The 21,837-nt window shown below is 39.0% G+C and carries 21 protein-coding genes; 2 read left to right on the top strand and 19 right to left on the bottom strand.

The window, feature by feature from the left end:
* Positions 1-64: 64 nt before the first annotated feature.
* From mmuM to DWV85_RS07405, 3 genes are all read right to left on the bottom strand, one after another.
* The gene (gene mmuM, locus DWV85_RS07415) at positions 65-1,090 is read right to left on the bottom strand and encodes a homocysteine S-methyltransferase (protein ID WP_123138442.1); all 1,026 of its coding nucleotides are present in this window, start codon (positions 1,088-1,090) and stop codon (positions 65-67) included.
* Positions 1,091-1,166: 76 nt separating this feature from the next.
* Positions 1,167-1,952, bottom strand: coding sequence for a basic amino acid ABC transporter substrate-binding protein (locus tag DWV85_RS07410; RefSeq protein ID WP_021147762.1), 786 nt, complete (start codon positions 1,950-1,952; stop codon positions 1,167-1,169).
* A gap of 351 nt (positions 1,953-2,303) precedes the next feature.
* Positions 2,304-4,241 carry an oligopeptide transporter, OPT family gene (locus tag DWV85_RS07405; protein WP_004697976.1) on the bottom strand — a complete coding sequence of 646 codons (1,938 nt, stop codon included), beginning with the start codon at positions 4,239-4,241 and terminating at the stop codon, positions 2,304-2,306.
* Between the two features lie 249 nt (positions 4,242-4,490).
* Here DWV85_RS07405 and pepT point away from each other — a divergent pair, with 249 nt between their 5' ends.
* Positions 4,491-5,714 (top strand): peptidase T, encoded by a 1,224-nt coding sequence (pepT, locus tag DWV85_RS07400; protein ID WP_120055567.1) that lies wholly within the window; start codon positions 4,491-4,493, stop codon positions 5,712-5,714.
* A gap of 77 nt (positions 5,715-5,791) precedes the next feature.
* Here the strand turns inward: pepT and DWV85_RS07395 are convergent, their stop codons facing one another.
* The 12 genes from DWV85_RS07395 to DWV85_RS07340 all read right to left on the bottom strand — a co-directional run bounded on the left by DWV85_RS07395 (position 5,792) and on the right by DWV85_RS07340 (position 18,714).
* Complete coding sequence (locus DWV85_RS07395) at positions 5,792-7,078, bottom strand: MFS transporter (RefSeq protein ID WP_347736160.1); 1,287 nt, start codon at positions 7,076-7,078, stop codon at positions 5,792-5,794.
* A gap of 223 nt (positions 7,079-7,301) precedes the next feature.
* On the bottom strand, positions 7,302-7,895 hold the full coding sequence (locus tag DWV85_RS07390) for a DNA glycosylase (protein ID WP_008602839.1): 594 nt from the start codon (positions 7,893-7,895) through the stop codon (positions 7,302-7,304).
* Positions 7,896-8,043: 148 nt separating this feature from the next.
* Positions 8,044-8,982 (bottom strand): hypothetical protein, encoded by a 939-nt coding sequence (locus tag DWV85_RS07385; protein WP_101928949.1) that lies wholly within the window; start codon positions 8,980-8,982, stop codon positions 8,044-8,046.
* A 54-nt stretch (positions 8,983-9,036) separates the two neighbouring features.
* Complete coding sequence (locus DWV85_RS07380) at positions 9,037-9,768, bottom strand: sortase (protein WP_101928948.1); 732 nt, start codon at positions 9,766-9,768, stop codon at positions 9,037-9,039.
* Positions 9,769-10,020: 252 nt separating this feature from the next.
* On the bottom strand, positions 10,021-10,677 hold the full coding sequence (locus DWV85_RS07375) for a hypothetical protein (RefSeq protein ID WP_077708100.1): 657 nt from the start codon (positions 10,675-10,677) through the stop codon (positions 10,021-10,023).
* Between the two features lie 8 nt (positions 10,678-10,685).
* Positions 10,686-11,642, bottom strand: coding sequence for a flotillin-like protein FloA (gene floA, locus DWV85_RS07370; protein WP_004693762.1), 957 nt, complete (start codon positions 11,640-11,642; stop codon positions 10,686-10,688).
* A gap of 36 nt (positions 11,643-11,678) precedes the next feature.
* On the bottom strand, positions 11,679-12,143 hold the full coding sequence (locus DWV85_RS07365) for an NfeD family protein (RefSeq protein WP_004693763.1): 465 nt from the start codon (positions 12,141-12,143) through the stop codon (positions 11,679-11,681).
* 197 nt (positions 12,144-12,340) lie between these two features.
* Positions 12,341-13,624, bottom strand: coding sequence for a uracil permease (gene uraA / locus DWV85_RS07360; protein WP_008715436.1), 1,284 nt, complete (start codon positions 13,622-13,624; stop codon positions 12,341-12,343).
* 128 nt (positions 13,625-13,752) lie between these two features.
* Positions 13,753-15,078 carry a putative peptidoglycan glycosyltransferase FtsW gene (locus tag DWV85_RS07355; protein WP_024061390.1) on the bottom strand — a complete coding sequence of 442 codons (1,326 nt, stop codon included), beginning with the start codon at positions 15,076-15,078 and terminating at the stop codon, positions 13,753-13,755.
* Between the two features lies 1 nt (position 15,079).
* Positions 15,080-15,739 carry a tRNA (guanosine(46)-N7)-methyltransferase TrmB gene (gene trmB, locus DWV85_RS07350; protein WP_123138440.1) on the bottom strand — a complete coding sequence of 220 codons (660 nt, stop codon included), beginning with the start codon at positions 15,737-15,739 and terminating at the stop codon, positions 15,080-15,082.
* Between the two features lie 201 nt (positions 15,740-15,940).
* Positions 15,941-16,627 carry a carboxymuconolactone decarboxylase family protein gene (locus DWV85_RS07345; RefSeq protein WP_038125785.1) on the bottom strand — a complete coding sequence of 229 codons (687 nt, stop codon included), beginning with the start codon at positions 16,625-16,627 and terminating at the stop codon, positions 15,941-15,943.
* A gap of 329 nt (positions 16,628-16,956) precedes the next feature.
* The gene (locus DWV85_RS07340; protein ID WP_123138439.1) at positions 16,957-18,714 is read right to left on the bottom strand and encodes a 1-deoxy-D-xylulose-5-phosphate synthase; all 1,758 of its coding nucleotides are present in this window, start codon (positions 18,712-18,714) and stop codon (positions 16,957-16,959) included.
* A gap of 213 nt (positions 18,715-18,927) precedes the next feature.
* Between DWV85_RS07340 and DWV85_RS07335 the strand changes: the two genes are divergently transcribed.
* On the top strand, positions 18,928-19,425 hold the full coding sequence (locus tag DWV85_RS07335; RefSeq protein ID WP_123138438.1) for a MerR family transcriptional regulator: 498 nt from the start codon (positions 18,928-18,930) through the stop codon (positions 19,423-19,425).
* A gap of 88 nt (positions 19,426-19,513) precedes the next feature.
* Here the strand turns inward: DWV85_RS07335 and rpsR are convergent, their stop codons facing one another.
* From rpsR to DWV85_RS07315, 4 genes are all read right to left on the bottom strand, one after another.
* Positions 19,514-19,744: a 30S ribosomal protein S18 gene (rpsR, locus tag DWV85_RS07330; protein ID WP_004693795.1), complete on the bottom strand. Its 231-nt coding sequence runs from the start codon at positions 19,742-19,744 to the stop codon at positions 19,514-19,516.
* A gap of 39 nt (positions 19,745-19,783) precedes the next feature.
* Positions 19,784-20,182 (bottom strand): single-stranded DNA-binding protein, encoded by a 399-nt coding sequence (gene ssb, locus DWV85_RS07325; RefSeq protein WP_004693797.1) that lies wholly within the window; start codon positions 20,180-20,182, stop codon positions 19,784-19,786.
* A 19-nt stretch (positions 20,183-20,201) separates the two neighbouring features.
* The gene (gene rpsF, locus DWV85_RS07320) at positions 20,202-20,486 is read right to left on the bottom strand and encodes a 30S ribosomal protein S6 (RefSeq protein ID WP_004693799.1); all 285 of its coding nucleotides are present in this window, start codon (positions 20,484-20,486) and stop codon (positions 20,202-20,204) included.
* A 142-nt stretch (positions 20,487-20,628) separates the two neighbouring features.
* Entirely contained in the window at positions 20,629-21,813 is a 1,185-nt protein-coding gene (locus DWV85_RS07315; RefSeq protein WP_123138437.1) for a multidrug effflux MFS transporter, read from the bottom strand.
* Between the last annotated feature and the right edge of the window lie 24 nt (positions 21,814-21,837).

The raw sequence follows: 21,837 nt of genomic DNA, 5'->3' as shown, positions 1-21,837 counted from the left end.
ATTTGCATATAAAGAAAAAGCTATTCGAATTATACTCGAATAGCTTTTTGTATATCACACTATATTAGTTGTGAATTTTCTTTGCAATATCACCGATAATTTCAGGTGTTGTTCTACAACAGCCACCAATGATTTCAGCTCCAGCTTTTCGCCATACCTCAACGTAGTCTACAAATGATGCAGCATCGCCATACCAAGTTTTAGTTTTACTATCATAGCTTTCACCAAGATTAGGATATACAGCAATCGGTTTATCTGTAACAGTACGAATATCTTTTATCAAGGATTCTACATATTCCGGTTTAGTACAATTAATGCCAATCCCCGTAATAGGATGTACCTTATCGATCATTTGTGCACATTTAATAATGGTTTCGCCACTAGAAACATGATGCCCATCCTTACAGGAAAAAGAAATCCACCCGGGAATACCTTTTGATGTAAACGGATCAGACATAGCTCTCGCAATAGCAATCGCTTCAGCATAAGACGGTATAGTTTCAAAGGATAATATGTCTGGATGTTCTTCGCAGAATAATGCTAGCCGTGGAATATGGAATATCTCTAGATATTCTATTTGCACATCAGGATAACCACGGTATTCAGAGCCATCAGCCAAGAAAGCGCCATAAGGTCCTACAGAGGCTGCCACCAACGGTTTAGGTAAAGCACCTTCAGAAAAATATCTAACCCCCTCAGGAGTCTCTTCGCCAAGTTTAATACCACGCAATGTAAGCGCCCCACTCGCCTTTGCTTCTAAAAACTCATTACGAGCTTGCACGGCTAAACGAACAGATAGTTTAACGAGCTCTATCGCTTCTTCCGTTCCATAACCTAAACCTTTAAAGCCTGCTACTGTCGCTTGATAGCCAGAGCTTTGAATGATATCGGCACCCGCAGCTAAATAAGAAATATGTATTTTCTTGATGATATCTGGCTGATCCATGAGAACCTTAGCAGACCACAACTTATGTTGAATATCACAGCCATAACGCTCTAATTCGGTCCCTAAAGCCCCATCTAAGACGAGGGCGCCCTTTTCCTTAATAATATCTAAAAATGCACTTCGTTTAGCCATCATACCACCCATTCTATACATACCTCTTATAACACGAGGCTTACCTAGCATATTATATCAAATAATACATTCTGGTACTATCTACAAACTATTTTAATACCTCTGCTGGAGGCTCCTTACCAAACCATTTCTTATAAATTTCTGCGTATTTACCGTTTGCTTTGATCTTTGCCAAACCATCATTGATTTTGTTAAGCAACTCTGTATTGCCTTTTTTCACAGCAATACCTAGTGGTGCCGCATCATAGTCCTCTCCAGTAACCTTTGCGATACCTTTGCCCTTACCATTAACATAATATTCGTTTACTGGTGTATCATTGATAACTACATCGACTCCTTTATTTTGCAATTCTAAGAACGCATCGACAATGATATTAAACTGACGTACATCGGCATTGGGAATCTTGCTAGCAATCTCTGCACCAGTAGAGCCGATGGATACACCAATGCGTTTACCTTCTAGATCCTTAAAGCTATTAATATTGGTGTTATCAATGTTCACAACGAGACCATTACCTGCAATATAGTACGGTTTACTAAAATCAACGGATTTTGCACGTTCTTCAGAAATAGTCATATCCGAAATAGCGATGTCGATGGTGTTACTTTGTAATGCTGGTAAAAGCGCATCAAAGTTTAGATTTTGAATATCTGCTTCTATGCCCTCTTCGTTTGCAATCGCATTGATAATATCAATATCAAATCCAGCTAATTTACCACTATCTTTGTCTTTAAAACCAAATGGTGCATAGGTCGCATCAGTACCTACGCGCCATGCCTTCTGACTATTCCCCTCCTGACCACAGCCTGCGATTAATAAACTACTAGCAATGGTGAAAGCCCCTAATAGAGCTGCTATTTTCTTAAATTTCATATTATTACCCTTACTTCTCTCCGTTCTATCTAGAAACAGAGTTCTTCTTAATTAACTAATATATTTATACTTACACTTATGAGCATAATAAAAATAATACCTCTAAAGGTATTATAGTTTTATGATAACATTCGATATAGTACGGGTCAATAAATCCAACTATACCAATAGGTATTGAATTGATATAGTTTTTAGCTATATCGAAAATAACATTCCTAAGTATATAAAAAGACCGCCTTTACCAAGCATAGATGAAACTTGATAAAGGCGGTCATCTCCAAAATGGAGGATTCCTGGTTATTTATAGAATAAATAAGCTATTCAATTCATTTAGGATATATAGTATGTAATTTATTTAGCATGTTTAGCTTTTATATACATAGCTACCTTGTACAAGAACGTACAGAGTAATAAATACATTACGATACTGAGGTATGTCGCTTCAGGTGTTTCTACCCAAGCTTGAGCAAATACATCAACACCTGCAATGCGAAGCACCGCACTGAACAAGGAGCCAATAGCACCACCAGCTACGAGACCAGAGGCAATTGTACTACCTTTGGAGAAGCGAAGATCTGCCAATTCTTTGTCTTTTGTACTATTTTGTACAAGATACGCAATCAAACCTCCGATAAGTAATGGTGTGTTGATTTCCATTGGCAAATATGTGCCCAAAGCAAATGCCAATGGTGGAACTCTTACCATCCACAAGATAATTGCAAATAATGCGCCAGCCATGTATAGAGGCCATTGAGCACTACCACCAGTCATCATTGGCTCAATGATGGCAGCCATAGCGTTCGCTTGAGGTGCATTTAATGCATGATCTCCTACAAATCCATAAGCATCGTTCAAAAGAATCATAACACCTACAGAAAGTACGGCACAAAGAATAGTACCAACGATTTGCCATTGTTCCATTTTCTTAGGTGTAGCACCTGTCATATGTGCCACCTTAAGTTCAGACATGAAGTTACCAGCCATCCCAATAGTAGTACCGATAAAAGATGCCATCATGAGGACTGCAATCATGCCGACCTTACCAGTCATACCTGCTGCGGTTAAGCATACAGCGGAGATGATAATCATAAAGATTGTCATACCTGAAACTGGTTCTGTACCTGTATAAGCGATGGAGCTAATCCCCACTACAGACAATAGGAAGGACATAATAAGAACGATTAAGAACGCTACAATTGTTTGTCCGAAGCTTTCAGCATACATAAAATGGAAATATGCTGCAAATAAAACTGTACATAACAAGATGCCAGCACCAATCCAAGATGTAGGTACATCACGTTGTGTACGAAGCAAATTAACATCTACAGTTTTAGAACTAAAGATGTCAAGCACTGCATTTTTAACAACATTTGCTACCACTTTAGACATTGTAATTAGACCGATGATGCCTGCCATAGCGAGCATGCCGATACCAATATGACGAACATAATCAAGGAATACCTTACGAATTGGGGCCTCCCCTAATGGAACTGCATGGCCGCCAATTTGCATGATATGTTCAGGCGCTAAATAGTACACAATCGGAATACATACAAACCAAGAGAAGAAGGAACCGGCTGCAATGATAGCCGCATAGCGAAGGCCCGTGAAATAACCAAGGCCAAGCAATGCTGCATCAGTATCTACCGCTGCGGTTAGCTTAGTTTGATCTGCAAGGGCTGCCCCCCACTTAAAGGTAGCAGTGCGAATAACCTCTTGCCACCACCCTAAACTATTAAGAATAAAGTCATACACGAGAGCAATTAAACCAGAGCCAAGCATAAGTTTTGCTTTGCTACCTTCATTACTCATCAATACTTCCGCTGCAGCACGACCACTTGGGAACGGATACACATAGTGCATTTCCTCAACGAAATAGCGACGGAACATAACGCATAATAAAACACCTAAAACGCCGCCAAGAATGATAGGAATCGCCATTTGTACAAAGGATACATCTGTTACATTCCAGATATAAAGAGCTGGCAAGAAGAACATAGCCCCTGCTAATGTGTTCGTACTAGAACTAGCGATAGCTTGAATGTGTACCGTTTCGGCAAAAGCATTTTGCCGCTTTAAAATAACTGCTGTACCCATAGCAAGTACAGATACTGGTGCAAAGGCATCTACTGTTTGACCGATTTTCAAACATAAATAGCCAACAGCCAATGTGAAAACTGCCGCATAGAACAAGCCCCAGAAGACTACATATGAGTTAATCTCTACGTAATCTTTCTTAGGATCTAACACCGGTTCTATGGGCGGAATGGAACGAACCTCGTCCGACATAATAAAACCTCCTAACAGAAAAAGTACAAACGTATAACTATTCACCTTTATACTAACACGGTACTACACATGGTTCAATGGTTTTCTATGCACTATGCGAATAAAACAACACACCCCCTATAAATAATTATTTTGCATTTTTGGCGTCCCTGTTCTACAATGAAAGTATATTAAGAATCTCTATTATTATGTAACGGTATCGTATACTGCCCTGTATAACACGTATGTTTACTTACGAGGAGGCTCATTATGGAATCAATGGTCGAACGTTTTGTACGCTATACGAGCATAAATACACGGTCTAATGAGGAAAGTACAACCATTCCTAGTACTCAAACTCAAGTAGACTTTGCTACGAATGTGCTCGTTCCCGATTTAAAGGCAATAGGTTTAGATGAGGTTATTTATAATCGTGAAAATGGTTTTGTCATCGGCACATTACATGCTAACACTGATGAGAAAGCTCCTTCCATCGGCTTCATTGCCCATATGGATACAGCTGATTATAATGCAGAAAATATTAAACCTCGTATCGTAGAAAACTATGATGGTAGTGATATTTGCCTCAACGAAGAACACCAAATCTTCACCCGACGTGCCGACTTTCCAAATCTAAAAAATTACATTGGCAAATCTTTAGTCGTAACTGACGGTTTAACACTCCTCGGTGGTGACGACAAGGCCGGAATCTGTGAAATCATGGAAGCTCTCGCCTACCTCGTAGCTCATCCAGAAATCAAACACGGTAAAATCATGTGTGCTTTCGGTCCAGACGAAGAAATCGGTACTGGCGCAGACCACTTCGATGTTAAACAATTCCCTGTAGACTATGCTTACACTATCGATGGTGAAAGTCTAGGCCAACTTGAATACGAAACCTTTAATGCCGCAGGCGGTACCGTTACCCTGAAAGGTGTTTCTGTTCACACAGGCACAGCCAAGGGCATTATGATCAACTGTGCTAAACTAGCTATGCAATTTGACGCTTTATTGCCAGGAGCAGCTGTTCCTGAGCACACCTGTGGTCGCCAAGGTTTCTTTATGCTCATGAGCATGGAAACACAAGTAGATAGCGGTAAAATGAACTACATTATCCGCGACCATGATAAGGAATTGTTTGAAGCAAAAAAAACATTCTTCTTACAAGCAGGTCAAACATTGAACGAAATATATGGTCGTGAAGTATGTGAAGTATCTGTAAAAGACCAATACTACAACATGTACGATATCATCAAAGACAATATGGAATGTGTAAATGTAGCCAAAGCAGCAATGGAAAAAGCTGGGATTACACCTATTTGTGATCCTATTCGCGGTGGCACAGATGGATCTAAAATCTCCTTCATGGGCATTCCTACACCCAATATTTTTACAGGCGTAGAAAACCTACATGGTCGTCATGAATTTGCATGTATCGATGATATGAAAAAAGCTGTTGAAGTTATCGTTAATATTGTAAATATTGAAAAATAATAGCATTAGCAAAGCAGTAGTAGATAACAAAAAGGACTATACGAGCCTAGGCTCGTATAGTCCTTTTAATTTACATATTACGCAAGCTTATTATTACGCTTACGATTTCTAATTTCTTCCTCTTCAGCGCGAGCTTTTAAAGAAAGATCTCTTTCAGTCCCCACATAACGACCATATAATAAATAATAAGCAACTAGTGCAAGGAGCGCCACAACAACGGTTACATGGAACATACTAGTATAACCTACAACCTCTTTAACAGCGCCTAAAATATAGGGGCCAAAGCCTAGCCCCATGTCCAAGGCAATGAAGTATGTGGATGTGGCAACACCAATACGATGAACAGGTACTATTTTAACAGTAACAGCTTGTCCGTTGGACATAAATGTACCATATCCAAGACCAACAAACACAGCCGATAAAAGCACAAGCCATGTGGAGTGAGCGATGGATAATAAGAAAATACCAAGTGCTAAGGATACAAAACAAGGATAAAGAACAAAGTTTTCCCCTTTCATATCAAACACAATGCCAAGCAATGGTCTTGTTATAGTAATAACTACAGCATATACAACAAAGAAGAAGGTACCTGCCATAATAAGATCTAGGTCTTTTGTGTAGGCTGCCATAAAGCCAATAACACCAGAGTAGGCAAAACCGACTAGAATGGAAACAAGACTGACTGAATTCATCCGTGGTTCAATGTAGTCCGAGATTCTAATGCCCTTATGTGCTTCAGATTCGATACCAAGTTTAGGTTCATTAAATTTCATGATTACTGAGCCAATACCACAGAGGATGATAAGTGCAACACAGAATGCGATGATGAAATCATAACCAAGACTATGAAGCATCAAGATACCTAAGAATGGCCCTACTGCAGCTGCTAGAGAGGTAGATAAACCATAATAGTTAATCCCTTCCCCACGGCGTGACGTAGGAATAATAGCAGCTATGATAGTACTTGTAGCAGTAGATGTAATACCATAAGCAAAACCATTTAAGAAACGAACACTATCAAGCATTAGTAAATTAGGTGTGTAGAAATACATAGCCGTTGAAATCAAGTAAATCAATAACCCTAAATAGAGCATCTTGCGACACCCTAGGATACTGATAAACCGCCCTGCCAACAAACGGGCTACAACGGTGCCAATAATATATATACCAACAGCAAGTCCCGCTTGACTAGCCGTAGCATGAAGATTATCTTTTGCTACAACCGCAATAATAACGATTAATAAATAATAAATTAAAAATACTAAGAAATTAATCAAAGTATCAAGGACAAAGGATTTTGTCCACAAGGCCTCCTTAGCCTTATCCATATTATCAACTCCATTTTTTAAATTATTGTCAACCAGTTTGCGACAACGGTTAATTATAAACCTCTCATTATAAAAAACAAGAATTAAAATATTATATATCTCATCAATTTTATTTATAACAAACTACATATTCACAATAAATATGCATTAATTTCCATTTTAATACCTCATATATTTTTACGATATAAAAGCACCTTCAATAGCGACAGATGAGACCAAAAGACTCAAAGCCAACTATTAAAGGTGCTACTTTAAATATTTATTTTGTTTTTAGACCACAAGCTTTGAAGAAATTCTTGTACGCTTCAGCCTTTTTCGGTAGGCTCAACGGATAGGCACGTGATGTAGATGGCAAACGTGTCAATGTCAATTCCCGACCATTAAATACAAAAGGAATTGTTTCACCAGTTTTAGGTAATTTAACCTTTTCTGGTAAAAGGCTCAATAAAATCTCCGTAGCCTTGCCGCCTGTTGTACCAATATGCTTACAGTCAGGGATTTGCTCCAGTACGTCCGCAAGTGGAACTGGTTCAACGACCTTAAGAAATGCATCAGATGCATTCCCTTTTTCGCGAATAGCTTTCAAAACAGTAGGACAAGATGCAATTCCAGCTTCAGACAAAAAGGCTTTAATCTTCTCAGGATCCATCGCTTTTTCCTCACCATTTCTAAAATGATCCTTTTCATCAAAGAATACGAGGCCAAAAACACGCCACATATCATTTTGGAAATTTGGATAATGGAATTCCATAGCACGTTTTGATTGTTCTGGAGGAAATGTGCCCATCATCATGACTGTTGCCTTCTTTGGTAAGAATGGAGGGAATGGTCTTGTTTCAATTGTTTCTGCCATATAGCATCAACTCCTTTCACATTCTAATATGAACTTAATTTTCAATACAATATATGAGATATATCACACATTATAATCCAATTAGCTCCTAGGTGAAAGCAACTAAAGAACTCATTAAAATATATCAATAGACTTACATTATCTATTATTATTGGCCAATTGGTTGAGAAACTAAGGTATTAATATGATCGAAACCAACTGGTGTCGGAGATACGAGATACAAGCAAATTACGGCAGCCACGGCAAAACCGATTGCTAAATAAGAGAAACTGCCATTACGAGGAAATTCATACATACCAAAGAGGCGTATCCCTATAGCAGCACCAATAGCTGTAATCAAAGACGGTATAGAAAAAATGTTATAAAAACCGAATACTACCATAAGGCCTGCATAGCCACCTACTACAGTAACCATAGGCAACATGCGATCCATTGGATTTGGAATAGATCGCGTAAGTGCAGCTGGATAATATGAAGCCTCTATGCCAAACATGCCTAAGAATATATTAAAACCAGCCCAAATGCTATCCCATACGCTTCTAAAAGCATCTCTATGCTTGCCGGCATACCATGCAAAGTCTGTAATGATTAAAATGGCTAAGCCTACACAGACAAAGTAGAATTCACTAGGAATTTTAGGACCTATATAAGCACCTACAGCTGTTGCAACAGCACTCAAAATCGATGCTACTATTACACGCTGTAAACGAGGTCGTTTATTTTCAGGAATGCGTTTATACACAGTAGCCAATAACTCTAAAACAAAGCAAGCCATAAAAACAGCAATGCCTGCAGCAGGAACAAAGAACGCGCTTACCAAACTCAAAATGAAGGGAATGCACAAGCGCCATTTAGGGAATAAGACAAGATCTTTATAATCTAAACGAATATCTTGTGTTTCCATAGTGAAGTTGTTGTACACCACAAAGAGCAACATAAAGGCGATTACGTCAACCGCAGTTGCACCCCAAATCAATAAAGTTGGTACTACAACCATAGATAAGGCTACCCCAGAAAGTCGAGATAAACCAGCAGCCACTAAGCCCAGTAATAAAAACGGTGTTAAAGCAGATATAATTTCGAGCATAATATTCCTCCCATCATTGTATAAATTTAAGTATATAGTATCTACCACACTACATCAAGGAGAGATATATTTTTTCATAGCTAGACGCTTTCGCACAGCAGAGGTAGAGCAACCCATCACCTGTGCAATCCTTGCAACTCCATAACCTTGAGCACGGAGTTTTTTAATCTTATTTTCGTCTAGATCAAGAGTATTTGCCCTTATTTCTATACCTTGCTCTCGCAAATAAATTGCCACTGTAGAACCACGTATCCCATAAGCTAGGCCAATGTCATCTGTACTCATGTGATGATGAATATATAAATAAGCCATCTCCTCTACGCGCATAGGCTTTCGAACTTTAGGAAGTAAGCAATTCCCCATATGCCGCAATACATGGTGAACTTTCCATCGCGATATACCATACATACGAGCAATGGCATCTGTACTATTTCCACTTTTATAGGCCCTACATATACGCACTACATCTATAGAGACGTTTTTATTTGATTGCTGACAAACCAATCCATATTCCTTCAAGCGATTCGCCATCGTCGTAATAGACACATCATAACGCTTTGCTAATGAATGGAGCGACCACTTACCGGTCTCATACAAAGCTTGTACATGGACCATATTGATTTCTTTCTTCAGAGGCCTCCGTTCGATATCGTACGCTTTCATACGGCGCATGATGGTATCAACACTACATTGAAAATAATCCGCCACATCGCGAACGCTCCATTGTTTCTCTATATATAATTGCTGCAACAGCTGTTTTGGTATAACACGCACATTTCGATACATAATTTTGCCCTTCCTTATGAACGAACTCCTTCCCCTATTATTGTGAAAGTTTCACTAAGAAAAAACAATAAAAAAGAGGTTCCTAATAGTCACATAGGTGACCAATAGGAACCTCTTTCAATATGTAATTATATGCCCCACATTATGATATGTGACAGTATGGTTGCTATACCACATCAGTGCACAATCCGTTATTATTTATGTTCTAATAAAACCATAATTAGTTTATACGCTTATAAATAGATTGCTTCATTAGCGGTATCTACGTTCAAGAGCTTTAGGTTTACTTAAAATGATCGACCATTTCATGCCCTCTTTTAAAGCATGATTAGATTTACGCCCACGAGTTGAAGTCGCAGCTAGAGCAGTAGGCGCAGTTGTAATACCTACATTTTCAACAAGAACTTGTCCCTCTTTAGCTGCTTTATCTCGTTTAAACTCAGCTAGTCTTTCACTTAAGGTCGGCCCCGTAACAGCTTCTCTATCTAAGCGAGTCTTACTGGTAGTATAACTCGGATTGCTACTGGAACTTTTCATTGATAAGGCTTCAATATCTCGTTGAGTTGCTGCAGCCTCTTCATTGAAATGTATGTCCTCCATAGTTTGCGATGGAGCTTCTGGTTGCTGAGTTACAATCGGTTTATCTTCATAAGAATCCCGATAAAAGTCATCAACCTTAGACAAATCACCCGTAGACGGTTCATCTACCTTGCGTTCTATGGAGATGCCATATTCGCGCTCCATATCTTCCCAAGTTCCGCCACCAGAGCTTTCATACTCATCATATTCTTCAGACTCTTCAGTATTCTTATTTTTTATAATGGAAAAAGCAATGTACGCGATGATACCTAAAACAAAGATTGGATTATGCGAAAAGATGGATAGCACTGAAGACAAAATAGAGTCCATAGCTACTCCTATTCACCATCTGCTAAGTTTTCACGCATTTTAGTGTCTGCAATAATATTGTTCATATTATAGTAATCCATAACACCTAGATTACCGTTTCTGAAAGCTTCTGCCAATGCTTTAGGAACTTCAGCTTGTGCTTCCACAACCTTAGCTTGCATGTCTTGTGTTTTAGCACGCATTTCTTGTTCTGTCGCAACCGCCATTGCACGGCGTTCTTCGGCACGAGCTTGAGCAATTTTCTTATCTGCTTCCGCTTGGTCAGTTTGCAATTGAGCACCGATGTTACGTCCCACATCTACGTCAGCAATATCGATGGACAAGATTTCGAATGCAGTACCCGCATCAAGGCCTTTACCCAATACAGTACGGGAAATGTGATCTGGATTTTCCAATACATCTGTATGTTCTTCAGAGGAACCTACAGTCGTTACGATACCTTCACCTACGCGGGCAATAATTGTGGCTTCACCAGCACCACCAACGAGGCGATCGATATTCGCACGTACAGTAACACGAGCACGAACTTTCAATTCGATACCATTTTTTGCTACCGCAGAAATAATTGGAGTTTCAATCACTTTAGGATTAACGGACATTTGAACCGCTTCCAATACATCACGACCGGCAAGGTCAATAGCTGCAGAACGTTCAAAGGTCAACGGAATGGATGCCCGTTCAGCGGCAATCAAAGCATCTACAACGCGGTCAACGTCACCACCTGCAAGATAATGCGCTTCCAACTGATTTACATTCACATCAAGCCCCGCTTTATTAGCTTTAATCAACGGCATTACAATTTGAGACGGATTTACGCGACGTAAGCGCATACCTACAAGTGTAAAAATACCAACATTAACGCCCGCTGCTAAAGCAGATACCCAAAGGCCTAATGGCACAACATATAAGAATACCATAATACCAATCAGCAGAATGGGAATCAAAATTAAAATACCTACATCCATAATAACCTCCATGATTTACGACGATGTTGTGAAAGCTTAATCTCGCTTTCTAACAATATTGCGGCCACCTACAACTCGAAGGACCACAATAGGTGAACCGGCATCGATGAAGTCACCTTCGGTTACAACATCTACCAAATTACCATTAATCTTAGCAATACCTGCAGGGCGTAGTGTTGTATGAGCTACACCTTCCTTGCCAGCCAAATCTTCTAATACATCATTAGATACATAACCGGCTTTTGTCGTAGACCGTTGCCCTAAGGTAAACAATTTGCCTATCCAAGTCTTCTCAAAGTGATTAAAGAACACAATGATAATGACAATTAACAAGGCTGTTAATCCTAGCACGGCATACAATGCTACCGTACCTTCCCCAAGAGCTACATAAACGCCCCATAGGAATGCGCAATAACCGATAAGACCTAAAATACCGCCTGGTACTACAAGTTCTACAGCCATCAAAGAAACACCGATAGCCATCCATATTAAAAACTCCATAGGCCCTCCTCTCTAAAATTAATTTTATACAACTTATATGTTTATTATACAATATTGAAGATAAATTATAAAGATACTAAACAAAAACGACTACTTTTACAGATACAATCTGATTCAGTAGTCGTTTATTATATTGAATACAAGTCAATTCACCTTAATCTCAAGGTTCTATGCCAAGAGCTTAAAGTCGTATAAAGTTATACTTCTGTTTTTTTCAATTGGTCATTGCCAACGCCTGTTTTTTGAAGGATCAACAAACAAATGCTCATCGCCATACCTACTACAGTAGCAAGACCCATCCCTTTTAACACTACAGGACCAACCGCAAGTTCTGCGCCGCTAAGACCTACCACAAGGATAACGGATGTAAGAATCATATTAACAGGGTTTGTATAATCCACCTTACGTTCTACAAGCATACGCAACCCAGATGCTGCGATAATGCCGAACAAGAGAATAGAAACCCCACCCATAACAGGTACTGGGATAGCATGAATAAGTGCTGCCACTTTACCAACAAAGGATATAATCATCGCAAGAACTGCAGCACCACCAATTACCCATACGCTAAAACAACGAGTAATTGCAAGTACACCGATGTTTTCACCATACGTCGTATTTGGTGTAGCACCAAAGAAACCAGAAAGAATATTTGCAAGGCCATCACCAAGCAAGGATCTTTGTAGACCAGGCTCTTTCATCAAGTCTTTAGCGACGATATTACTAGTAACAACTAAATGACCAACATGCTCTGCAAATACTACGAAGAGCGCCGGCATAATCATGATAATCGCATTGATATCAAATACAGGCATACCATAGAACTGAGGCAATGAAAGCCAAGGAGCAGCTTCTACACCAGAGAAGTCAACAACTCCCATCACAGCAGACAATACATAACCGGAAACAACACCGATAAGAACAGGAATAACAGCTAAGAAACCACGGAAAACAACAGTGCCAAGCAAGGTAACAACTAAGGAAAACATAGAGATAATAACAGCTTGGCTATGGCTCATGCCTAAATCTTGATTACCGATAAGGCCAGACATACTCATCGCTACTGGCGCTAATTCTAAGCCGATAATCGCTACGATAGCACCCATTGCCGCTGGTGGGAATAATTTATCAATCCAACGTGTACCAATATAACGTACGAGAACAGATAAAATTACAAAAGATAGACCAAATACAACGAAAGCCCCTTTTGCCGCTTCATAACCAAGACCAGCAGATAACACACCTGCTACAGGCGCAATAAAGGCAAAGCTAGAACCAAGATATGCAGGAATCTTACCCTTACACACAAATAAGTACAATAATGTACCAATACCATTCATAAACAATGCTGTTGCAGGGTCTACTTTTAATAAATACGGTACCAATACAGTAGAGCCAAACATGGCAAATAAATGTTGAAAACTAAGTGGTAACATTCGGCCCCATGATGGGCGTTCTTGAATATCAATATAATCTTTCATCGTTTCTCCTCACACACAATATAACGATGCTAAGTTCATATAGTACAGTCCTTAAATATACTCTATGAATTTACACAAACAGATTCATCTTATGATACATACGTTAGATATTAACGTTCAAATTTAATCTATCTACGAGTCGACTTTTTAGAAGGCCGTGGTTTAAACGGTCCAGGCATATTTGTCTTATTAGTACGCGTCGTAGCAGAAGGCTTGAAACGACTTTGTGTTTCTTCACGCAAAGATGGTAATGGTTCAGCTGTACCAACTTGTTTTACCCCTTCTACATTACGACGACCAATGCTTGCCAACAACCCAATAGCCATGAAATTCATCAGCAATGAAGAGCCACCATAACTAACAAATGGTAATGGTACCCCTGTTACAGGCATGATACCGCATACCATAGCGATGTTAAACAAGGCCTGACCACTGATAAGCAATGTTATGCCCATTGCTAACCATTTTCCGAATTCATCACGAGCCTTATTAGAAATGCGGAACCCAAAATAGGTAAAAGCTGCAATCAGAACGACAACAAACACTGCACCAACGAAACCCATTTCTTGGGCCCATACAGCAAAGGCAAAGTCCGTATGTGCTTCTGGTAAGTAAAAATACTTTGATGTACCCTGCATAAAGCCTTCGCCTAAAATACCGCCAGAACCTACGGCCAACAGCCCTTGAACTGTTTGATACCCCATATCCTGCGCATGAGGCCAAGGATCAAACCAAGATTGAATACGTTCCCAGCGATATGGCGACATACGAGCTGCAATAAAGCCAAGAAATCCAGCTATCACAAAAGCTCCGCCAAAGAATTTTCCATCAAAGCCCGCTAAGTAAATGAGCACAAAGGAAAAGCCAAAAATCAATACGGTCGTGCCCATATCTGGTTGCAAGATTGTTAAGCCTGCAAATATAATTGGCCATATTAACATTGGCAACATATAACTTATACGTTCACTAAAATAACCTTGTAAATTAATGAGAGGGTTAGTATGCTTTGGTTTTCCCCATTTCCGCATGGTACTCAATTTAGCCGACGTCCATATCAAGGCAGCCAATTTCGCAAATTCTGAAGGTTGAATCGATACAGGCCCAATAACAATCCAACGACGTGCACCATTAATGACTGCACCAATCACAAGAACCAAAATCATACCAATTAGTGTAGCAATCATAATTCTTTGCAACATGTGAGGCTTCTGTAACTGACGGTAATCGTAACGATACAATATAACACCTGCCGCCATAGACAAAAACAAGAATGTCATATGTTTTAAAAAGTATCCTAATAATCCCGTATTTTCATAGATAGAGCTGATATACGTAGCACTAAAGATATTTACACTGCCTATAATTGTAATGAGAAGAATAGGTAAGAGCATACCTTGTAAGTCATTTTTAAAGAGTGAGCCCCACCGACTATCCCCCTTATTCGGTGTTTGCATGTTAAGCCTCCTTTTGAACTTTTGGCTTAATTGCTTCTAAGCGAAAAATAGGTTGTCCTTTTTTACTAAATTTCTCTTCATACTCAGTTTTTACATTTGGAAGGTCTGTGCTATGTAAATCATACGTTATATTTTTAAGCTCCCAACCACACGCTTTAAACTCTTCAAGAGAGAACATGAACAACCCTTCATTATCTGTCTTAAAGTGAACTTCTCCACCATCTTTCAAAAGGCGGGCATAACGATCGAGGAATGTATGATATGTAAGGCGGCGTTTTGCATGTTTAGCCTTAGGCCAAGGATCACAGAAGTTAATATAGAAACGATCAACTTCTCCAGGTGCCACTATCTCTTCGATACCTGCAATATCAAATAGAGAGACCTTTGCATTGTTTCGCTCTCCTTCAAAGATTTTTTGTACTGCATAATAGATAACACCCATTTGTACTTCAAAACCTACAAAGTTAGCATTTGGATACGCTTCAGACATCCCCGCAATAAAGCGACCTTTCCCCGTCCCTAGTTCCATATATAATGGGTACTCAGGATGTTCAAATAATTCACGCCACTTGCCTTTAAACTCTTCTTGACCAGACAAAATGATGTGAGAGTCATATTCGTGGATAGCTTCATCAATCCATGGTTTTCTACGAAGGCGCATACTTTCTCCTTACATCTATTTTTAATAATATATTTATATTTGTTTATATTTATTATTACAGGTCATATACCTATCTTATTAATTATAGAAAAGGGGACCTTAAACGTCAATTACATTCTATGGATTTAACCCTAATCATTAAAACTGTGAAAGTAGAAGCCATAAAAAAAGACCTACTTCCGAAAGAAGTAGGTCTACATTTTATTGGAAAATCATAGCTTCTAAATTTTCAATTTGATATTGACTTAGGCCAAGTTCAGATAAACTCTTTTCAGCTGCAGTAAAAAGATTATTTTTACCAACTCGAGTACCTAGTGCTGCCGCAGCGACCAATTCACGGTCCAATTTACCTAAACGTGAACGATTACGATTTTGAGGTTTTGGTTTTTTCATACGGAACGTATTATATTGAACCCCCTCTTTTGTTTCCTCAGCTTTCGGCTTTGTTAAAGGTGCCCCATTAGTGCCATTCCCCAATAAAGCACTAAGTCCTGTTTGCTTTGGAACCAATTTTTCGTACTCATCGCCAAACTCAGGGCGTTCATCACGTAATTGATCAAATGTAGCTAAAGCAGCATTCATTTGTTTCAAGCCAGCAGCAGAGTAAAGTTGACGAATGGCAATACTCACCTCTTGTGGCGTCAACGTGCCTCGCTCAATAGCAGATGCAATTACACTCTTTAATGCACCTTGATCACCAGACGCAGTATAGCGGCCGATTTCAACCAAGTCTTTCTGACGTGCATTAAGCTCTTTTGGCGTATATATATTTATCTCAGATATAGATGGTGCCTGTTTAGAAGGTTGTTCTCCCGCCCCATTAGCCTCAAACATATAGCCACCGGCAACGATGGCCACGGCTAATGTTAAGGTTAATACTCTTTTCAAAGTCTTACAATCTCCCTTATCATTAATACTAATTGTATAATACTGCAATAGTAGCGTATATTATCAATGGATTTATTTTACTGTTCTACTGTAATACATACTGTAGATATTATTATATAATACTTCATCTAATTTTTATAGTCCTATTCGAAAAAAATCTATAATCTTTTAATAAATTATATATATTTATCTATAAAAATTATATATTTATAAACCACGCTTAATTATAGAATGAAATTGAACAAATAAAAAAATAACACAGTAGAAATCTACCAATTCCAGATTTCTACTGTATTTACAGAGAATTATTTATTTAATATTTTATCAAACTAAACTGATAACACTTGTTTTGCATCCGCCACAATCTGATCTAGAGAAACGCCATTTTCTCGTAACAATTCAGTTGCATCATAACGATCTTGGAATTCTTTAGCAATACCATAATTTTTAACACGCATATTAGATGGACCATAGAAGCTAGCTACACGCTGACCCCAACCGCCTTCAACTACACCATCTTCCAATGTAAATACTACGGAATGATTTGCTTTCAATTCTTCCAGTAATGCTTCATCAAGACCAGAAGCAAATTTAGGATTTACTACGGTTGCGTTAATGCCGTCTTTAGCCAATTCATCAGCCACTTGGTTAGCTAGATGATAGAAATTACCAAGCCCTAATAAGGCAATGTGTTCACCACGACGAGTCACTTCAGATTTATTTAAAACACTGTAATCAGTCGTATCGGCTACACCAGTAGATGTAAATTCACCTACAGGAACACGAATAGCCACAGGATACTCGTGTTGATGCACTGCATATTCGGTCATAGCCAACAATTCTTCATTATTAGTAGGTGCTAAGTATACTAAATTAGGAATGCTAGTAAGCATAGGTATATCAAAGAACCCTAAATGCGTGACATCGTTCATTCCATATACAGATGCCATATGATTGATGATGACTGCACTGTTATTATTGACGCAAAGATCTTGAACCAATTGGTCATAAGCGCGTTGTAGGAAGGTACTATATACATTAAATACTGGTTTACCACCATTTTTAGCGATACCAGAATTCATTGCGATGGCGTGTTCTTCTGCAATACCTACATCGATGTATTGTTTGCCTGCCGCCTTGCGCCATTCAGGAGTAAAACCAAAACCTCCTGGTGTACCCGCATTAATAGCTACTACCGTTGGGTCTACCTTAATTTGTTCCATCAAATAGTCCGCAATTGTACCAGCATAGGTCGGACCATGATGTTCCTTTTTGAGTTTACCTGTTTCTAAATCAAAAGGCATTGTCCAGTGGAAGGCTTCTTTATTTTGCTCTGCAATGGCATAACCCTTACCCTTTTGAGTAACAATATGTAAAACGATTGGATGATCAATGTCTTTTACATCCTTGAATACATTGATCAATGTTTCTAAATCATTACCTTCTGCTACAAAACGATAGTCTAAACCAAGGGCCTTAAAAATATTATTAGAGCTTTCACCATTAGACTCGCGTAATTCACGAAGGCCACGATACAAACCACCATGGTTTTCTGCAATGGATTGGTCATTATCATTGACGATAATAATCATATTGCTATCTAATGTGGCCGCATAATCTAGACCTTCAAAGGCTTCCCCACCAGATAAAGAACCATCACCAATAATAGCGATAATATTTTCAGAGTCGCCCTTTAAATTTCGAGCAGTAGCCAGGCCAGATGCTAAGGAGATAGATGTGGATGTATGACCAATGTTAAAGAAATCATGCTCACTTTCAGTAGGATCTGTATAGCCCGTTACATCATCATAATGATCGTGATCTAAGAACGCCAATGCACGACCTGTAACCATCTTATGTACATAGGATTGATGAGATACGTCATATACAATCTTATCTACAGGAGAGTTAAATACATAGTGCAAGGCCATGATCATTTCTGCTACGCCCATAGGTGGACCAAAATGGCCGCCGTGCTCAGATACCTTTGTCATAAGGGCTTGTCGAGCTTGTGCTGTTAAGTCTGTTAATTCAGAGATGGATAAGCCTTTTAAATCGGCTGGAGATTTTACATCAATTAAGTTCATGGTAATCCTTTCAATACAAATTATAATTACTTCAACTACAATCACTATACATAAAATAGTATAAAGATTATAAAGATTGTCACTAAAAATAACTAGTTTTATACTTCAAGTATGTACCAAGTATAAAACTTAAAGTTAGGTTTAAGTCAATACATCTTACATTTACAATTTTTATATCCATCTATAAATGAAATATATATATTAGGAGATTCAATGACATATACTGTTGGCGAAATCGCAAAAAAACTAAACATAGCCCCCTCTGCTTTGCGTTATTACGACAAGGAGGGCTTATTGCCCTTCGTAGAACGTTCTAGTGGAGGTATCCGTATATTTCGCGAAGAAAATATGGATTGGCTAGAATTAATCGAATGTATGAAACGTACGGGTATGCCTATAAAAGAAATCAAACATTTTATCGACTGCTGCGTTGAAGGCGATAGCCGCATCAACAATCGATTATCTATTATTAGAAATCAACGAGATCGTGTGCTAGCAGAAATTGAGCACCTACAAGCTCGCTTATCTATGCTAGAGTTTAAAACCTGGTTCTATGAAGAAGCACAACGTCGAGGCACTTGCAGCTTTTATGAAATAGCAACCCCTGATGATATCCCACTTGAGTATCATAAATATTTCGAACGCAAATGGCGCGCCGATAAAGAAGCCGCCGAAAATGGTGAACCACCTAAAAAATATAAAGCTGTATAACAAAGAGGAGCTATCCAACGGATAACTCCTTTTTTTGTATAGCAAAAAGGCGGCACAACCAAATGGTTGTACCGCCTTGATTCATCAATTATTCAGCAGTGAATGGCAATAAAGCAATTGCACGTGCACGTTTGATAGATGTAGTCAATTTGCGTTGATGTTTTGCGCAAGTACCGGAAATACGACGAGGTAAGATTTTACCGCGTTCAGTCGTAAAACGACGAAGTTTAGCAACATCTTTATAGTCGATTTGATCGATATGGTCTGCACAGAAAACGCATACTTTTCTTCTTGGCTTTCTGCCTCTATCTCTTCTCATTGCGAATCCTCCTTTTCGAATTAGTAGGAGTCCCTGACACTAGAACGGAATGTTTTCGTCATCGCCGCCTGTACTGAAACTATCAAAATTGGACCCACCTTCGAAAGAATTAGTATTCATATCAAGGGATTGGCCCACAAAGTTCGCTACCACTTCAGTAACGTACCGTTTTTGACCGTCCTGAGTCTCGTAAGAACGAGTTTGCAAACGACCTTCTACAAAGCAACGACTGCCTTTACGAAGATTGCCTGCCGCTTCACCAAGTTTACCCCAAGCAACGCAGTTGATGAAAGCAGTTTGTTCTTTCGTCTCATTTGTTGTGGAATCAATATAGGTGTTTGTGGCAGCTACTGTGAAAGTTGCTACAGCACGACCAGTTTTGGTATAGCGTACTTCAGGATCACGAGCTAAATTACCTAGAATTTGTACAGAGTTCATGTTTTCCTCCAGGCTTTAATTATGCTTCGTGTTTAACAATTAGATGTCTTAGGACTTCATCGTTGATTTTCAATACACGATCGATTTCTTTGATTTCAGCAGGAGCTGCCTCAAAGTTAATCAATACATAGAAACCGTCAGTGAATTTCTTCACCGCGTAAGCAAGACGACGCTTGCCCCAACGATCTACCTTTTCTACTGTGCCGCCTACACGAGCAATTAAAGCTTCTACTTTTTCAATAACAGCGTTAGTTGCTTCCTCTTCAGCTGGTTTCACAATAAACATGACTTCGTATTTGTTCATACAAAATCACCTCCTCTTTCGGACTAATGCCCCTATCGACACATAGGGGTAGGAAGTGCTTACCATCAATAAGCCTTACTATTATAACCTAAAAAAATGATGAAAGCAAGGATTCAAATTAAAACTCTTGCTTTTACCAATATTATATACGATTATATTTTTCATCCTCAGGAAAGGCAATCATAGCACAGATAATTACAAATATGGCTATTACACCCATCATAGGATAGGCCGTATCATTTGGTAAGAAGGTAAGTATCAACGATGACACAATACCACTACCATATTGCATGGCACCTAATAGTGCCGCCCCAGATCCAGCCATTCTACCTGCTCTATCTAAAGCTAATGCATTAGTTACAGCGGCAATGATACCATTCATGGAGAAGAATAAAAAACAGCCAATAACGATTAACCACAATGAATGGTAACCTAAGAACATCAAGCCCATAACAATGGACACACAAACAGCAGCAAATAGTGTGGCATATTTCAATAGTCTATCAAGGCGTATAGCACTTACAATACGACGATTAATGGCACTTAACAACATAACACCAATAATATTGACAGAAAAGAGATAACCAAAATATTCTTTAGGCACTTCATACACATCTATATATACATAAGGCGATCCCGTTAAAAACGCATAAATGGCAATATAAAATGAGCTAACACATAAGGTATATTTCATAAACCCTTTATTGCGTAATAAAATCCAATAGTTATTATAGGTATGACCTATGGACTTTTTGCTCCTCTTCTCTACGGGATGTGTTTCCGGAAGCACTAATACGGCAACGAGCATTAAAAGCCCTATACCAACAAGCAACCAGAATATAGAATGCCATGTATACCATACAAGTAAATGTCCGGCTAACATTGGGCCTGCTATAGGCGCTATAGCCATAACAATGGCCAATGTAGACAACATTTTAGCCGCCTCAGTCCGACCATATAAATCCCGAATCATAGCCCGTGATAGCATCGGTCCTACACAGGCACCAAATGCCTGAAACACACGCCAAGCCAATAACTCCATCATAGAGGAACTCAAGGCACAACCTACAGAACCAATAATAAATAAAACTATCCCTATAATAAGTGGCTTCTTACGACCAATTTTATCACTAACGGCGCCCCAAAAAAGCTGAGCTAGCGCAAACCCAATTAAGAAACCCGTCAACGTAAGCTCCGCATCACCATTGAGGTCACGCCCCATCTCAGGCATAGCTGGCAAATAAATATCCGTTGACAACGATGTAAACGCCATCAAAGCACTTAATATAGACGTAAAAAGCCATCCCTTATTGCTAATCGTCAGCATAAAGACACCACTTTCATATAAAAC

Origin of the sequence: Veillonella sp. AF13-2 (assembly GCF_003603295.1) — a bacterium.
Lineage (GTDB): Bacteria > Bacillota > Negativicutes > Veillonellales > Veillonellaceae > Veillonella > Veillonella parvula_E.
This window is presented reverse-complemented; position numbering and strand designations above follow the sequence as displayed.

Coding starts and splice junctions, on each gene's coding strand:
- DWV85_RS07355 (WP_024061390.1), bottom strand. CDS start 15,078: ATGCAAACACCGAATAAGGGGGATAGTCGGTGGGGCTCACTCTTTAAA.
- DWV85_RS07410 (WP_021147762.1), bottom strand. CDS start 1,952: ATGAAATTTAAGAAAATAGCAGCTCTATTAGGGGCTTTCACCATTGCT.
- uraA (WP_008715436.1), bottom strand. CDS start 13,624: ATGAAAGATTATATTGATATTCAAGAACGCCCATCATGGGGCCGAATG.
- floA (WP_004693762.1), bottom strand. CDS start 11,642: ATGGATGTAGGTATTTTAATTTTGATTCCCATTCTGCTGATTGGTATT.
- mmuM (WP_123138442.1), bottom strand. CDS start 1,090: ATGGGTGGTATGATGGCTAAACGAAGTGCATTTTTAGATATTATTAAG.
- DWV85_RS07380 (WP_101928948.1), bottom strand. CDS start 9,768: ATGTATCGAAATGTGCGTGTTATACCAAAACAGCTGTTGCAGCAATTA.
- DWV85_RS07365 (WP_004693763.1), bottom strand. CDS start 12,143: ATGGAGTTTTTAATATGGATGGCTATCGGTGTTTCTTTGATGGCTGTA.
- DWV85_RS07405 (WP_004697976.1), bottom strand. CDS start 4,241: ATGTCGGACGAGGTTCGTTCCATTCCGCCCATAGAACCGGTGTTAGAT.
- DWV85_RS07315 (WP_123138437.1), bottom strand. CDS start 21,813: ATGCTGACGATTAGCAATAAGGGATGGCTTTTTACGTCTATATTAAGT.
- rpsR (WP_004693795.1), bottom strand. CDS start 19,744: ATGAGAAGAGATAGAGGCAGAAAGCCAAGAAGAAAAGTATGCGTTTTC.
- rpsF (WP_004693799.1), bottom strand. CDS start 20,486: ATGAACAAATACGAAGTCATGTTTATTGTGAAACCAGCTGAAGAGGAA.
- trmB (WP_123138440.1), bottom strand. CDS start 15,739: ATGCGCCTTCGTAGAAAACCATGGATTGATGAAGCTATCCACGAATAT.
- DWV85_RS07340 (WP_123138439.1), bottom strand. CDS start 18,714: ATGAACTTAATTGATGTAAAATCTCCAGCCGATTTAAAAGGCTTATCC.
- pepT (WP_120055567.1), top strand. CDS start 4,491: ATGGAATCAATGGTCGAACGTTTTGTACGCTATACGAGCATAAATACA.
- DWV85_RS07390 (WP_008602839.1), bottom strand. CDS start 7,895: ATGGCAGAAACAATTGAAACAAGACCATTCCCTCCATTCTTACCAAAG.
- ssb (WP_004693797.1), bottom strand. CDS start 20,182: ATGAACTCTGTACAAATTCTAGGTAATTTAGCTCGTGATCCTGAAGTA.
- DWV85_RS07385 (WP_101928949.1), bottom strand. CDS start 8,982: ATGCTCGAAATTATATCTGCTTTAACACCGTTTTTATTACTGGGCTTA.
- DWV85_RS07375 (WP_077708100.1), bottom strand. CDS start 10,677: ATGGACTCTATTTTGTCTTCAGTGCTATCCATCTTTTCGCATAATCCA.
- DWV85_RS07335 (WP_123138438.1), top strand. CDS start 18,928: ATGACATATACTGTTGGCGAAATCGCAAAAAAACTAAACATAGCCCCC.